A 14,464-nucleotide genomic window follows, 5' to 3' on the forward strand; every position below is an offset into this window, starting at 1 on the left:
GCGCTGCCAGGATGGCCCCCAGGGTGGGTTCCACCAGGGATCGATGGCGTCGAGTGCGCGGGAGCGCTCCGTGGGCTCAGGGCTCTGGCGCGCCCTGCGGCGCTGGCGTGCGAGCCACGATCCCAGCGGATACCCCTGGTGCATCGTGTCCTTGTCCGCGGCGGCTAAAGCCCATGGCGTACACCTGTTTGTCCTGCGGGGGCTGTCCGGTGAGGTCCGCGAGGAGGGCACGGGCGACCGTGTCGGTCTTCTGGTCTTCGCAGAAGTCGCTGTGGTTGCTGGTGATGAAGTACAGCGTGTCCTCGGGGCCGAGGTGTTCGGCTCCGTGCTCGGCGATGCTCGCCCAGATGAGCATGTCGCGGTACCCGTCCGAGCCCTTCTTCCCTCCGCCGCCCTTGGCGCGGAAAGGCCTCTCCTCGCGCAGCATGCGCCCCAGGATCTCTTTGTGGGACATGCGCGGGAGGGGCAGGATGACCGCGCCGACCCTGTCCAGCCGCGCGCGAAGCCACTTCTCGTAGCCGCTTTGAAGAGCTGCGACTTCGTCGTGCCGTCGCTCGACGGAGGACTGGCTGTCCCGGTCCCAGGCCAGTTCGTACAGGGCGTTGTCGGCGTCGCTCAGCTTCCTCACATGGTCATCGAGGTGGCCCCTGTAATGCCGTGTTGCCTCTTGGATCACGGCCTCCGGGACCCACAGCTCGGCATGTCCCTTCAGGGCCCAGACACGCATCTGCGACCACGCGCTCTTCGAAAGGGTGAGGTCGGTGAAGAACTCCGTGGTGTCCACTGCGACCACAGGGATGCGCGTTGGCGGCATCGGCGGCACGCCTTCCTTCCGGGTGGCTGAAGATCCTCATTGTGCAGCGGAGAGCCGCCCCGCGTGGCGCGCATATTGCTCGCGGGGCGGGCGGGAAGGTGCAGAGACCCGCACTGACACGGGCGGCACCAGGCGGCACCGTGGGCGCGCACGCTCATGGCGAGGGGCCGGGAGCCGAGAAGAACGTGTCCTGGTTACCGCCCGGTTCGCCTGCGCGGCGCGACCGGTATGACGTTGTCTGGAGTACGTGATCACCGACAGCAGCCAGGACGGCGCGCCGGGCGGCTTACCCGCCGTCGCCGGCAGCGTCTACCGGGTACCGGAACCGAGGACGGTGGAGGCGGAGTTCACCGGGGTGGACGGCACGCTCGTGCAGCGCCGCTGGGTGGAGGCCGCCGTAGCGGTGCGGTTCGAGCAGATGACGCCCGTGGCGGCGTTCCCGGTGGTGCCGGGGCGGCGGTGGGCGCCGGGCTGGTGGTGGTCGGCCACAACCGGACGGCATGTGATGCACGGTTCGCAGGCGATGTGCACGCAGATGATGGTCCTGGACCGCGATCCGCACGTGGTGGGCCTGTCGGCGCGGCCGGTGCGGCTGATCTGGCGCGATCCGGGCAGCGGGCGGGTGCTGACGTGGGTGCCGCAGCTGTTCGCCCGCTACGCCGACGGCCGCGCGCTGCTCGCCGACTGTCCCGCCGCGACGGCTCCTGCCGGGGGCCGGGCCGAGCGCGCTGCCGCGGTGCTTGAGCGTGTGCGGCGGTCGGGTTCACCTACCGGCGCCTGGTGCCGCCGGACAAAGCGGTGGCGGCGAATGTGCGGTGGCTGGCCGGCTACCGCCATCCGCGCCACCGCGATGCCGGCCAGCTCGAGCAAGCGGTGTTGGAGGCGTTCGCCGCCGAACGGCCGCTGATGGCCGGGGCCGCGGCGGCGGGCGAGGTCCTCACCGCGCTGCCGGTGCTCTATCACGCGCTGTGGCACGGGCGGCTGGCCGCGGACCTGACACGGCCGCTGGGCGAGCACACCCTCGTGACGCCCGGCCCTACCGCAGGCGACGGGAAGCGGCGGGAGCAGCAGGAGAGTTGAGCAAGCGCGTGGTGGCCGCTTCTGGTGGGCGGTGTGTTGAGGTGGGCGCTCAGGTCACGTTCGAGGGCCGTGCCTGGCAGGTGACCGGCCTGGTCGACGGGCGGGTGCACCTCGTCGCCGGGGACGGGGCAACCGGGTGTGTGCTGGCCGCCCATCTGGTGTCCGCGTCCGGCTTCTCGGTGACCGGTCCCGCGGCTGCGGAGCCGCCGGCCCCGGCGCTGTGGGAGACGGTGCCGCTGGCCGCGCAGGAGCGGGCCCTGGCCTGGCTGCGGCACATCCGCGAGGTCGAGACCGGGCTGCCCGGCGGCCCGGCAGGCGGCGGCGCGCCCCGTCCCGAATACGACCCGCAGCGCTTCACCCTCGCCGAGCGGGAAGAGGCCAAGGCGCGTGAACTGGCCGCGCTGGGCTGGACCAGGGCCAGCCGGACCACGGTGCAGCGGATGCGGCTGGTCTACCAGCGGCAGGGGCTGTGGGGGCTGGTCGACAAGCGCCACCTGCGCACCTCCTCCCCCGCCGGGCGTACCGACGAGCGGGTGGTGGCCGCCGTACTGGAGGCCCTGCGCCGACGCCGCGGCCGGTCGAAGACCACTACCCTGCAGATCATCGAGCTGGCCGAGCAGATCGTGGCGGACACCTACGGTCCGGCCCGGGTGAAGCTGCCCGGCCGCTCTTCGCTGTACCGGCTGGTGAAGGCGCTGGCGGATCCGGCCGAGCCGCCAGGCAGTGCGGCGCGCACCGCCACCGGCACAGCCCGCCCGGGCGGCCCGCCGCCTGCGCTGCGGCCTGCCGAGCGGGTCCACGTCGCCACCGTCCGCCTGGGTCTGCGGGCGGTGGGCGAGGACGGGGGTGTGGTGCCGGTGGCGGTGACGGCGGCACTGGACGCGGCGAGCGGCTGCGTGCTGGCCGCCGTGCTGCACCCGCCCCAGGACGGGCCGGTTTCGTTGTCGGTGCTGCTGGCCGAGATGGCCGTGCCCAGGCCGCAGCGCCCGGGCTGGCCGGCCCTGCTGGAGCAGGCCCATGCGGGCGGGCCTGTCCGGCGGCTGGTGTCACTGCCCGCACGGATCGAGGCCACCGCGGCGCGTCCTGCGGCCGTGCCCGAGACACTCGTCGTCGCCCCGTCCACGGCCGCCGTCACCCCCGCTGTCCTGGCCGTGTGCGAGGGCCTGGGCATCAGCCTGGAGCCGGCCCCGTCCCGGACAGCGGGCGCCCGCCGCGGCGCCGCGTACACGCTGGAGGTCCTCGCCGGCCTGTTCGGGCGGCACGCCACCGCGGCGGAAGAAGCATGCGCAGCAGGAGAGGCCGCCGGGGCGTACTGGAGCATGCCGCAGCTGCAGGACCTGCTGGACGAATGGATCACCGTCAGGTGGCACCAGCGGCCCCAGGAGCAGCTGCGCCATCCGCTGCTGCCCCGGGCGGGGCTCGCCCCCCAGGAGATGTGGGAGGTGCTGCTGGGCGTGGCCGGGACGGTGCCGCTTCCGCTGGCCGGGCAGCACTACGGCGAACTGCTGCCAGCAGCCCGGTGCGCCCTCACCGATTCCGGGATCCGGCTGGGCGGGCGCCGCTACGACGATGCGTGTCTGGACGAACACCGCGGCCGCGGCCGACGGTGGGAGGTCCACCACCACCCCCACGACCCGCGGCAGGTCTTCGTCCGGCTGCCCGACGGCCTGCTCCACGCGATCGGGTGGGCCGACGGCGAGCACACCCTGCGCCCGTTCGACGAGACAGTCCGGCGTCGCACCAGCAGCGTCCTTACGCGCCGCGGCGCGGGCGCACCGCCGGGCAGCGAGACGACCGACGGCTCCGGCGAGACAGGGCGCAGTGCAGACGTCGCGGCCGTGGAAGGGATCGCCGACGGCATGATGATGGTGCACGACGCTGACGGCGGCGGTGCCGACGACCGCATTGCCCGGGATACCGGCGGGTTTGGGGTGTACGACCCGCAGGCGGAGGCCGAACTGTGGTGAGCGCACACGGCGGCCGCCCGGTTGCCGCAGCCCGCCACCGGCAGGTCAAGCTCGGGGCGTACGTGACGTTCGAGGGCCGCGCCTGGCAGGTGGCCGCCGTGGCCGGGGCGTCGGTGCGTCTCGTCGACGAGCACGGGCAGACCGCCTCCGTGCTTGCCTCCTTCCTGTTCGCCGACCCCTCCTTCGCCGTGGTGGACTCCCCCGCCGCCGCGGTGCCGTCATGGGGGCTGCTGGAGTCGGTGCCCGAGCGGGAGCGCGAGCGGGCCCTGGCCTGGCAGCGGCACATCCGCGAGGTCGAGACCGGGCTGCCCGGCGGGCCGGCAAGCGGCGGCGTGCCGCGGCCCGAATACGACCCGGCCCGGCGGTCGATGGCCGAGCGGGAACAGGCCAAGGCCGACGAACTCGCCCGGCTGGGCTGGCCCCAGGTCAGCCGGGCCACCGTGCGCCGCATGCGCGCCCGCTACCACGCGAGCGGCCTGCTCGGGCTGATCCCCCGCCGCAAACCCTCGCGTGCGACAGGACGGGCCGATGAGCGGGTGGTGGCCGCCGTGCTGGAGGCGCTGCGCCGCCAGCGCGGCCGCTCGAAGGGCACGCTGAAGGGGCTGCGGGAGCTGACCGGGCAGATCCTGGCCGACACGCACGGGCCGGGCGCGGTCGAGTTGCCTGCGCCGTCGACGTTCAACCGGCTGGTGCGCGTGCTCGCCGATCCTCTGGAGCATCCCGGACGGCCCGCCCGCACCGCCACCACCACGCCGGTGCGGCCGTACACGCCGACGGTGGCGCTGCGGCCGGGCGAGCTGGTGCAGGTCGACACCACCCGGCTGGACGTGATGGCCGTCGGCGAGGACGGGAAGCCGGTGCGCCCGGAGCTGACGCTCGCTCTCGATGTGGCGACCCGCTCGGTAGTGGCGGCTGTGCTGCGTGAGGAGGGCACCAAGGCCGTGGACGCGGCGCTGCTGCTGGCGGAGATGGCCGTGCCCCATCCCGCACGGCCCGGCTGGCCCGACCACCTGCGCCTGTCCCACGCCGCCGTCCCCTACGACCGGCTCCTCGCCCTGGACGACCGGCTGGAACAGGCGGCAGCGCGGCCGGTGGTGGTGCCGGAGACGATCGTCATCGACCGCGGGACCATCTTCGTCTCCGCAGCTTTCCTGGCCGCCTGCGAGACCCTGGGGGTGAGCGTGCAGCCCGCGCCACCGCGTTCCCCTGCCGCCAAGGGCGCCGTCGAGCGGACCTTCGGCAGTATCAACACGCTCGTCGCCCAGCACATCGCCGGCTACACCGGCTCCCACATCCTCGAACGCGGCGAGGCAGTGGAGGACGAAGCGCAGTTCACCGTGGTCCAGTTGCAGGAGCTGCTGGACGAATGGATCACCGCCCGCTGGCAGCACCGCCCACACGAGGGCCTGCGCCACCCGGTCCTGCCCAAGAAGGCCCTCACCCCGAACGAGATGTGGGGCGCACTGCTGGGCGCGTCCGGGTACGTGCCGCTGCCGCTGGCCGGCGCCGACTACCTGGAACTGCTGCCCGTGCGCTTCCACCCCATAACCGGCCGCGGCATCCGCATCAACTACCGCACCTACGACGACGCCTGCCTGAATGAGCACCGCGGCCGACCCTCCCCCACCGGGCCCGGAGGCGGGTGGGAGGTCCACCTGAACCCGCACGACGTGCGACAGATCTACATCCGCCTGCCCGACGGACACCTGCACGAGATCCCGTGGATCCACCGCGACCACGTCCACGCCCCCATGGGCGAGACCGCCTGGCGCCACATCCGCGCCGCTGTGAACCGGCGCGTCGACCGCGAGCGCCACGAGGCCGACCTAGCCGAGGCCGCCGACCAGGTCCTGCGCCGCGCCCGGCCCACCACCGCGGCACAACCGGCACCGCCCAGGACGACGCCGGGCACCCACACCGCAAAGGCAGCCCTCCACGCAACGGGCGATCAACCAGCGGGGAGCCGCCCCGAGGCCGAGGACAGCCTCGACGCGCTGGAAGCCCGAGCCCAGGCCGAGGCCCATGCCGACGTCGGCGCGCCGGTGACCGGCGCACTCACGCTGTACGACGCCGACCAGGAGGCCGAACTGTGGTGACCCGCACCGATCCCCCCGCCCCCGATGACGGAGAGGCAGCCGCGGGGACGGTGACGACGTTCGACGCCTTCGCCCGCTTCGCCCACACCGCACCCCCCACACCACCAAAGCCGGGCCAGGCACCACGACCGGTGGAGGAACGCCTCGCCTACCACTCCCAGTTCGTCACCGTGCGCACCCCGGCCATCGAGACCCTGGCACGCCAGGTCCGCACGCTGATGATCCTCGGCCGGCATCAACACGTCACCGCACGCCCCAGCCTGATCGTCACCGGGCCGGCCACCACCGGCAAGACCACCGCACTGCTGCAGGTCGGCCGGACCTGCCACCTCGCCCACACACGCCGCGCCGCCCCGGGCGACGACAGTGTGCCCGTCGCGTATGTGCTGGTGCCGCCCGGCGCCACCGCCAAGACCCTGGCCGGGGAGTTCGCCCGCTACCTCGGCATCCCCGTGGCCGCCCGCATGACCACCGCGCAGATCACCACCGCCGTCTGCCACACCTACACCGCGGCCGGCATCAAGCTCGTGCTGATCGACGAGATCCACCGGCTCAACCCCCGCACGTCCACCGGCGCGGAAGCCGCCGACTGGCTCAAAGACCTCACCGAACGCGTGCCCGCGACGTTCGTCTACGCCGGCATCGACGTCACCGCCAGCGCCGTGTTCACCGGCGTGCGCGGAGCGCAACTCGCCGGACGGGCCTCCCTGATCGACTGCGGGGCACTGCCCGCCCGCGCCGGCGACCGCGAACCGTTCCGTGAACTGATCACCGCCCTGGAACAAGCCCTCGACCTCACCGCGCACCGGCCGGGCAGCCTGCCCAGACTCGCGCCCTACCTCCACGAACGGACCGCCGGACGGATCGGCAGCCTGGCCCGCCTGATCCGGCAAGCCGCCATCGAAGCCATCCTCGACGGCCAAGAACGCATTACCAAAGAGCTGCTGGACTCCATCGCGCTGGACCACCTCGCCGAGGAGCACTACCGGCCCCGCACCCACCGCCGCGCCCGGCCCGGCAACCGGTGACCGCCCCCACCGCGACCCGCCCCGCCGTGCGAGCCCGCACCATGTGGCCCACCCCGCCCGGCGCACTGCGCGTACGGCCACTGCCTCGCGAGAGCGCCGCCTCCTACCTCACCCGCCTCGCAACCGCCTACCAAATCACCCCCGCCCAACTCCTCGACGGCCTGCACATCACCGCCACCGGCGCCTCAACGGGCCCGCCCGCCACCGAAATCCACCTCAGCAACGAAGCCACCCGCCGCCTGTCCCACTTCACCCGCATCCCGCCCACACACCTCGCCCGCGCCCTGCCCCGCCGGCCCCCACCCGCCGCCATCGGCACAACCCACGCCGCCACCGCCCGCTGGCAGCCCGCCCCGCCCGCGCTGCAGCCACTGCCGGCATGCACCGCCTGCACCATCCGCCGCAGCCCCCACCAGACCGTCCCCGCATGGATCCACCCGGCACCCGACCTGCCCAGAATCATGATCTGCACCCGCCACCAGCAGGCCGCCAGCGACCCCAGACACCCCGCGCCCCTCGACATCCGCCCCGTCCCCGAACTCACACGGACCCATCTCCGCGCCCGCCGCCGCCCCACAGCGACCTCCCTGACCTGGGCATCGACGATCACCACACGCTGGTACGACCACCACCAACACCTGCACGAACGCTGGCACACACGCCTGGGCCGGCTCACCACCGCCAACCCCCACATCCCCCCAGGCCCCGCCTCCCCCGCCCTGACCTGCCGCAACCTGATCACCTACCCCGAGACCCTCACCCTCGCCGCGGCCCTCGACCGCCTGCCCCCGCACCCCCTGACACGCACAGAGCAGAGCGCCTTCCTCCACGACCTGGCCAGCCGCCTGCACCTGCCCCGCCTCGCACCCGCCGACCACGACCTGCTCTGGCAACGCCTCACCACCCGCTGAACGCCCCGACGCGGCCCCGACACATCGCCCGACAACTCCCCGTACCTACAGGCGCGCCAACCACCCTGCGCAAAAACTGACACCACACTCAGCTCACTGAGCAGCACAAAAAGGCCAGCTCAGCCCATGTGCCAGCGGTCACCCACGCTCTGGCATCACGTCAGCCTCACCACAGGAACAGAAATGCCGCTCAGTACAGCTGAGCAACAGCAGGCCACAATCAAGATCATTAAGAAGCCGCAACAGCTACGCCACACCGGCCCCATCACCGCCCAGAACAGCGCCTGGGCAAGCGCGGTCAGCAGCCGCGCCGCAAGAAGCAGCCAGTAGGAGGTCGACAGCGCCGCAACCAGGCTGGACACGACAAGAGCGGCCAGCAGCCCCGTGAGCACATGACGTCGGGGCACAGCCCGCACGAAGTGGGCGAGTGGAACAGACGCGACGGCCACCGTCACGCCATAACCGGTGACCAGGAGACCGACGGCTGACAGGGACACCCGAACGCTCTCGGAGATCAGCTCCAAGAGGCCGACCGGCAGGTTCTCTGCAGTGTTGAACGTGAAGGCCGCCAGCATCAGGGCCATGAGCACTGCCAGCGAGTGCCATGGAGCCGGTTGCCCCGTGACCGAACCGGCTCTTCCCGCCCTCGCCCGTCGCGCCTGCCCAGTAGCCCCGTCCATGGAGATACCTCACCGGGCTCACCGGTCCGCCGCAACCAAATTCGTCGGCCAGTCGCGGTAAGCACAACGGAACAAGCATGGCCTTCGGGATGGCCCAGCGATCCGGGTTCGAAAACACCTACCCAGCTCTTCGGAGTCAACACCAGCACTCTCACCAGGGCCGTTCACCAAGTCCAGCCCCTCCTGGCCGAGCACGGCTGCACCGTCCGCGGGCGCCTGGCCTGGGCATGGGCGTCGGCGAGCTCTGGGCATCATCGGCCGGCCTGGGCGTACGTCGTCTGGGCCGGGGGCGCCGTACGGGACTGCGACCTGCCTGGCGTCATCATGCCCACCCCGCGGGACGGCGAGGGCTGTTGGCGGGGCGGCTCGGTGGCCGGAGCGGGTGTTCAAGGTTCGTCCAAGGTTTCTTGCAGCCCGGCCGAGCAGAGTGGCTCTCGCCGCTCCGGAGTTGTCGTGGCAGTACGAGGGTCGTGCCGGAGTCGCTCAGAACCGGAAAACGGATCGAGGGAGGCAACATGTTCAATCGAGTAAGTGACAGTTGCAAGAACGCGGCACGGACCGCCGGCGTCGTCGCCGCGGGCGCCGCGCTGATGGTGAGCATCCTGGGTGGTACGGCGAATGCGGCCACCGGCTGGACGGCCCAGTACACGTCCGCGGACGTGGTCGGTGCTCACGCCTGGGGCACGATCGAGGAGGGTGAGCGGTACATCCTCAACGTCAACATCAAGGACACCAAGTCGGACAGCCACGGCGCCCGCGTGCGGATCCGCACGACGTACGCCGATGGCGGGGTCAGGGAGGAGAATCTGAGCGCGTCGGGCCTGAACGACGTGCAGAGCACGACCTGGAACTACGCGGCGAGCGCCTACAAGTTCGAGGTCAAGGAATGCCTCACCGAGGGCGGCGTCGACTACGACTGCGGCATCTGGACCACCTTCTACCAGGACTGACAAGGGCACAGGCCGGAAAGGAAGGTACCGATGTACCGACGTGGTACACCGAGTCCCCGTGGTCGGGGTATCGTCCTGGCGGGCGCGCTCGCCTCGGTGGCACTGGCCGGGGTGACACCGGCGCAGGCACAGGAGCAGTGCCGGTCTAACACCAGTGCGGTCGGTGGTGCGTCCCTTTCGTTCAGGATGTGCTGGGACTCGGGCGGCACCGGGATCAACTACACGCTGAAGGACACGCTCGCTGACGGTCGGCGCGCCGAGGCGTGGATCTCCACCCCTCAGGACGGCGCCCGGAAGTTCGACGAAGTGCTTGGTGCAGGCAACAGTCACACCGACTGGACGACCTTCACCTTCGCCACCAGTGACGTCTGGATGAGGGCGTGCACCAGCGATGCGAACACGGATCGCAGGTGCGACATCTGGAGTTGACCTGCGGTGCCACGCGGCCGTCGACCTGATCTGCGCTTCGACGCCCGCAGGGGCCGCATCCGCCGGGCCCTGCGGGCGTCGACGTGACAATGACCCGGACGTCGCTGCGCGAAGCGAACGAGTCAGCGGCGTCGGTTCACGGCGCTGTGTGAGGCTGATCCTTTGGAGTGAACACCCTGGCAATGGATCTTGATGGTCCGGGGAGGGATGTTCAGGTGGGACGCAGGTCTCCGTACCCGGAGGAGTTCCGGAAAGACGCCGTTGGGCTCTGCCGTGCTGCAGCGGGCAAGCGGACGTACGCGGCGGTGACTGCGGGTCTCGGCATCACTGCCGAGTCGTTGCGGACGTGGGTGCGTGAGGACGAGATCCAGGCCGTGCCCGGATGCCGTGACACGGGCGGCGAGGCGGAGGAGCCGGCCCGGCTGCGGGCGGAGAACGTCCGGCTGCTCAAGGCCGAGAAGGAGTGGCGCCTGGAGCGCGGGATCCTGCGCCGGGCAGCCACCTGTTTCGCTCGGGAGGTGAGGTGACACCCTGCCGCTGGGACTTCATCTCCGACAACCGTGCCGACTTCGGCGTCAAGCGGATCTGCCGGGTGCTCGGTGTGTCCCGCGCCGGCTGCTGCCGCCACCTGGCCACCGAGCAGGCCCGCGCCGGGCGCCAGGCCGGGGAGAAGCGGACAGTGGCCGAGATACGCGCCATCCACGCCGAGCACCATGGCGTCTGTGGTGCCCCGCGCGTCCATGCCGGGCTTCGTGCCCGTGGACACCGGATCGACCGCAAGCGCGTGACCCGGCTGATGCGGGTCAACCACATCGTCGGCCGGCATCTACGGAAGAAGAAGCGGACGACGATCACCGACAGGGCCGCGCCGCCCGTGCCGGACCCGGTGATGCGCGACTTCACCGCCGACAGGCTGAACACCAGGTGGTGCGGGCGACATCACCTGCATACCTGTCGGCACGACGTGGCTCTACTCCGCCACGGTGACCGACATTTGTCCGCGGCGGGTGGCGGGCCGGCCGATCGCCGACCACCTGCGCACCTCGCTGGTCACCGACGCGATCGAGATGGCCGTGGCCGCCCGCGGCAGCCAGGTGAACGGCGTCGTTTCCCCACCGACAGGGGCGCCCAATACAGCGCGGCCGCCTTCGTCGACGTCTGCCGTCGGCACGGTATCCGGTGCAGCATGGGCCGGACCGGCTCGAGCTGCGACAACGCCCTCGCCGAGTCGTTCTTCCAAGACCTCAAGCGCGAGTTGCTCCACAGGTGCCGCTGGACCTCGAAGGCCCAGACCCGGCTCGAGCTGTTCCGCTGGCTGTCGTACTACAACCGGCGCCGTCGCCACTGCGCCCTCGGCTACCTCACACCAGCCGAGTTCGAACAACAACTGATCACGACACGTACGCTGTCACTCATCGCATGAAAACCGGTATCCGCTCCCGGGGATCAACCTCAGCCGAGCCCTCTGCCTCCTGGCTAGGCGCGCAGTTGGGCCAGTACCTGTTCGGCCTGCGTGGTGCGGTTCTGGGCCTGGTACAGCGTCAAGGCCTGCTGCCAGGCTTCGCGGGCGAGATCGGGGCGGCCCATGTCGTGGTGGGTCTCGGCCAGGTTCGCGAGGGTGTCTGCCTCGTTCGAGGAGTCCGCGTGCTCACGGAAGAGCGCCAGGGCCTGCTGGTAGTACTCCAGGGCCTGCGTGTGCCGGCCGGTGTGGTGGGCGATGTAGCCGAGGCTGTCGAGGGTGGAGGCGGCGTCGGCGGGACGGCCGTGTGCGCGGTAGAGACGCAGCGCCTGCTCGCAGTAGGTACGCGCCTGCGGATGGCGGCCGAGCTGGGCGTGCATCCAGCCGACGGCGTTGAGCTGGTTGGCCTGCCAGACGGGGTTGTCCAGCTGCTGGTAGAGGGCGAGGGCGCGAAGTGCGTATTCCAGCGCGCGCTCGTCGTCGCCGTACTGTTCCCAGACCCGGCCGAGGGTACGGCAGATGTGTGCCTGACCTGCAGTGTCGTTGGTGCGTTCGGCCAGGGTCAGGGCGAGGGCAAGCTGGTCCAGGGCCTCGCCGTAGTCGCCTGTCAGGGAGCAGGCGTGGCCGTAGCGCCAGTGGGCCAGGGCTCTGGGTGCGGGGAGGCCGCCGTCGCGTTCGGCTGCGGTCAGGGCGACCCGCCAGACGGTGAGGTACTCCGTCAGGTGGTAGCCGCCTTGGTGGTACGCGATAAGGGACCAGGCCAGTTGCCACACCTGGGTGTGACGGCCGGTGGCCAGGGCGAGGGACTGGATGGCGAGGAGGCATGCGTGTTCCTCGTCGAACCACCGGAGCGCGGCCATGGTGTCCGCCGGGCTCAGCGGGCCGCATCCGGATGCCGGCGGCTCCAGCCGGAAGGCGAACGGCGTGTTCGGGCCGTCCAAGAGCCGGTTGGCTGCGTAGGCGGTGTGCACATGGAACTCGACGAGCCGGGTCAGGGCGGCCTCTTGGTCCTGGCTGGGCTGCTGGTGGGCGAGTTCGGCGGAGTACAGACGGACCAGGTCATGCATCCGGTAGCGGCCTGGGCAGTTCTGCCGCACCAGGTGGGCTGATTCCAGCTCCATCAGCAGAACCCGGGCTCGGGCCGGGGACAGCGCGGCGAGGCTCGCCGCCGCGGCCAGGCTGATGTCCGGGCCGGGGGCCAGGCCGAGGAGGACGAACAGAGTGCCGGCCGGCGAGGTGAGCGCGCGGTGGGAGGCGGCGAAGGCCGCGCGGAGGCTGGCGGTGAGATCGCCGATGTCCAGCGCGTCGAGGCGGTCGGCGGCCTGGGTCAGTTCCGTGGCCAGGACGGCTAGCGGGAAGTCCGGGTGGGTGGCGGCGCGGGCGGCTACGATGCCCAGGGCCAGCGGCAGCCCCGCGCAGTGGTCCATCAGGGCGGCCGCCGCCTCGGGTTCGGCTGCGATCCGGGGTGCGCCGAGGTGGCTGACCAACAGGTCGCGCGCCTCGTCCCGGCCGAGGACGTCGAGGGGCAGCATCTGGGCGGCGTGCGTTGCCACTAGTGCGGTCAGACGGTTGCGGCTGGTGATCAGAACGGTGCACGAAGGGGTGCCCGGCAGCAGGGGACGGACCTGGTCGGTGTCACGGGCGTTGTCCAGGAGGATCAGCATGCGCCGCCCGGCGACCAGGCTCCGGTACCGCGCGGTCTGTGCGTCCGGGTCCGTCGGGATGCTGTCCGGGTCGGCGTGCAGCGCATCGAGGAAGGCGCGCACCGCGAGGGCGGTGGGCATCGGCGGCTCGACTGGGTCGAACCCACGCAGGTTCACGTACAACTGCCCGTCCGGGAACCGGTACGCGTTCTCGTGCGCCCAGCGCACGGCCAGCCAGGTCTTGCCGATGCCGCCGATGCCGCCGATCGCCGAGATCACCACGGTCCCGCCCGAGCCGCCAGCGGTACCTGCGGAGGCGTCCAGGGCTTCGGTGAGCTGCTCCAGCTCCTTGTCGCGGCCGGTGAACACCCCCGGCGGTGCGGGCAGTTGGCGGGGCACGGGCGGCGGGGAGACGACCGCCGCCGGGGCGGGTGGTGGCGCCAGCGAGGGGTCATTCGTGAGGATCCGCTGGTGCAGTTCCTGCAAAGGCGCCCCAGGATCCACGCCGAGCTCTTCGGCCAGCCGTTCCCGGGTGCGCCGGTAGTGCCCCAGGGCTTCGGCCGCCCGCCCGGATCGGTACAGGGCAAGTATCAGCTGACCGGCCAGCCGCTCGTCCATCGGGTGCGTCCCGGCCCTCGTGATCAGCTCGGCCAGTAAGTCGCCATGTCGGCCTTGGCGCAGCGCGAGGTCGTTGCGGTCCAGCTCGGCCGCGAGCCGTTCACGGGCGAGGGTTTCGCGCAGCGCGCTGAACCAGGGTGTGTCCAGGGGGGCGAACGGCTCGGCCCGCCAGAGGTCGAGCGCTTCCTCGAACAGGGCCACGGCGCGCTCGCCGTCCTCGGCAGTCCTGGCCTGTGCCACCAGGTCCCTGAACCGGTGCAGGTCCACTGCTGAGGTGTCGACGCTGAGCTGGTAGCCCCCCGGTTCCTTCCCGATACGTGCCCCAGTGCCGTCGCCCCGGTCAAGGGCCTGCCGCAAGCGGGACAGGTAGCTGTAGAGCGTGGAGCGGAACCGCTGCGGGAGCCGGTCCGCCCAGATGCGGTCGGCCAGTTGGTCCACCGAGACGGTGCGGTTGGCGTCGACTAGCAGCGCCGCCAGCACGGACCGCTGCCTCAAGTGCCCGATATCGAGCGGCCGGCCGTCCACCCGGACCTCGATGTCACCGAGCACCGCGAACCGCACCGCCACCACACCGAACCTCCTGTCCCCACGGCCGGTCCCGAGCCGCTTCGTCGTCCCCACGCCGTCCTCGAGCCAGGTCGAACCGCGTTCTACCGGCCCGTCCATCACCCTGACCTGACCATTCAAGGTCTGTCTAAGCTTGTTCTTTATCTACCAAGATCTTCCGGGCTTGCCGATGGCCTTCAGGGTCTCGGGGCGTTTGACGGTCTTGCCGACGTCGTAGCGGGG

Annotated in this window: 9 protein-coding genes and 2 pseudogenes; 8 read left to right on the plus strand and 3 right to left on the minus strand. The window is 71.5% G+C overall.

Features of this window, described 5'->3' with window-relative positions:
* Window positions 1–76 precede the first annotated feature (76 nt).
* On the minus strand, window positions 77–814 hold the full coding sequence (locus tag ACFY32_RS33455) for a PIN domain-containing protein (protein WP_390676295.1): 738 nt from the start codon (window positions 812–814) through the stop codon (window positions 77–79).
* A gap of 418 nt (window positions 815–1,232) precedes the next feature.
* Here ACFY32_RS33455 and ACFY32_RS33460 point away from each other — a divergent pair.
* The 5 genes and pseudogenes from ACFY32_RS33460 (at window position 1,233) to ACFY32_RS33480 (ending at window position 7,896) form a co-directional block, all read left to right on the plus strand.
* A pseudogene (locus ACFY32_RS33460) lies at window positions 1,233–1,894 on the plus strand (TnsA-like heteromeric transposase endonuclease subunit).
* Between the two features lie 41 nt (window positions 1,895–1,935).
* Window positions 1,936–3,861: a transposase gene (locus tag ACFY32_RS33465; protein ID WP_390676290.1), complete on the plus strand. Its 1,926-nt coding sequence runs from the start codon at window positions 1,936–1,938 to the stop codon at window positions 3,859–3,861.
* Entirely contained in the window at window positions 3,855–5,957 is a 2,103-nt protein-coding gene (locus tag ACFY32_RS33470) for a transposase (RefSeq protein ID WP_390676291.1), read from the plus strand. The genes ACFY32_RS33465 and ACFY32_RS33470 overlap by 7 nt, the downstream gene beginning before the upstream one ends.
* Window positions 5,951–6,985 (plus strand): TniB family NTP-binding protein, encoded by a 1,035-nt coding sequence (locus ACFY32_RS33475; RefSeq protein WP_390676292.1) that lies wholly within the window; start codon window positions 5,951–5,953, stop codon window positions 6,983–6,985. Before ACFY32_RS33470 ends, ACFY32_RS33475 begins: the two co-directional genes overlap by 7 nt.
* A gap of 26 nt (window positions 6,986–7,011) precedes the next feature.
* On the plus strand, window positions 7,012–7,896 hold the full coding sequence (locus ACFY32_RS33480; RefSeq protein WP_390676293.1) for a TniQ family protein: 885 nt from the start codon (window positions 7,012–7,014) through the stop codon (window positions 7,894–7,896).
* A 254-nt stretch (window positions 7,897–8,150) separates the two neighbouring features.
* Here the strand turns inward: ACFY32_RS33480 and ACFY32_RS33485 are convergent.
* Window positions 8,151–8,471: pseudogene (locus ACFY32_RS33485) on the minus strand (MFS transporter); the annotation flags it as partial.
* A 620-nt stretch (window positions 8,472–9,091) separates the two neighbouring features.
* Between ACFY32_RS33485 and ACFY32_RS33490 the strand changes: the two are divergent.
* The 3 genes from ACFY32_RS33490 to ACFY32_RS33500 all read left to right on the plus strand — a co-directional run bounded on the left by ACFY32_RS33490 (window position 9,092) and on the right by ACFY32_RS33500 (window position 11,378).
* Window positions 9,092–9,526, plus strand: a complete 435-nt coding sequence (locus ACFY32_RS33490; RefSeq protein WP_359204855.1) for a hypothetical protein — start codon at window positions 9,092–9,094, stop codon at window positions 9,524–9,526.
* Between the two features lie 611 nt (window positions 9,527–10,137).
* Window positions 10,138–10,482 (plus strand): transposase, encoded by a 345-nt coding sequence (locus ACFY32_RS33495; RefSeq protein WP_359204858.1) that lies wholly within the window; start codon window positions 10,138–10,140, stop codon window positions 10,480–10,482.
* Window positions 10,479–11,378 (plus strand): integrase core domain-containing protein, encoded by a 900-nt coding sequence (locus tag ACFY32_RS33500; RefSeq protein WP_359204852.1) that lies wholly within the window; start codon window positions 10,479–10,481, stop codon window positions 11,376–11,378. The genes ACFY32_RS33495 and ACFY32_RS33500 overlap by 4 nt, the downstream gene beginning before the upstream one ends.
* A gap of 53 nt (window positions 11,379–11,431) precedes the next feature.
* Here ACFY32_RS33500 and ACFY32_RS33505 read toward each other — a convergent pair whose 3' ends face one another.
* Window positions 11,432–14,341: a BTAD domain-containing putative transcriptional regulator gene (locus ACFY32_RS33505; RefSeq protein ID WP_390676294.1), complete on the minus strand. Its 2,910-nt coding sequence runs from the start codon at window positions 14,339–14,341 to the stop codon at window positions 11,432–11,434.
* Window positions 14,342–14,464 lie beyond the last annotated feature (123 nt).

It is taken from the genome of Streptomyces sp. NPDC000134, from assembly GCF_042899225.1.
In the GTDB taxonomy this organism is placed as follows: Bacteria; Actinomycetota; Actinomycetes; order Streptomycetales; family Streptomycetaceae; genus Streptomyces.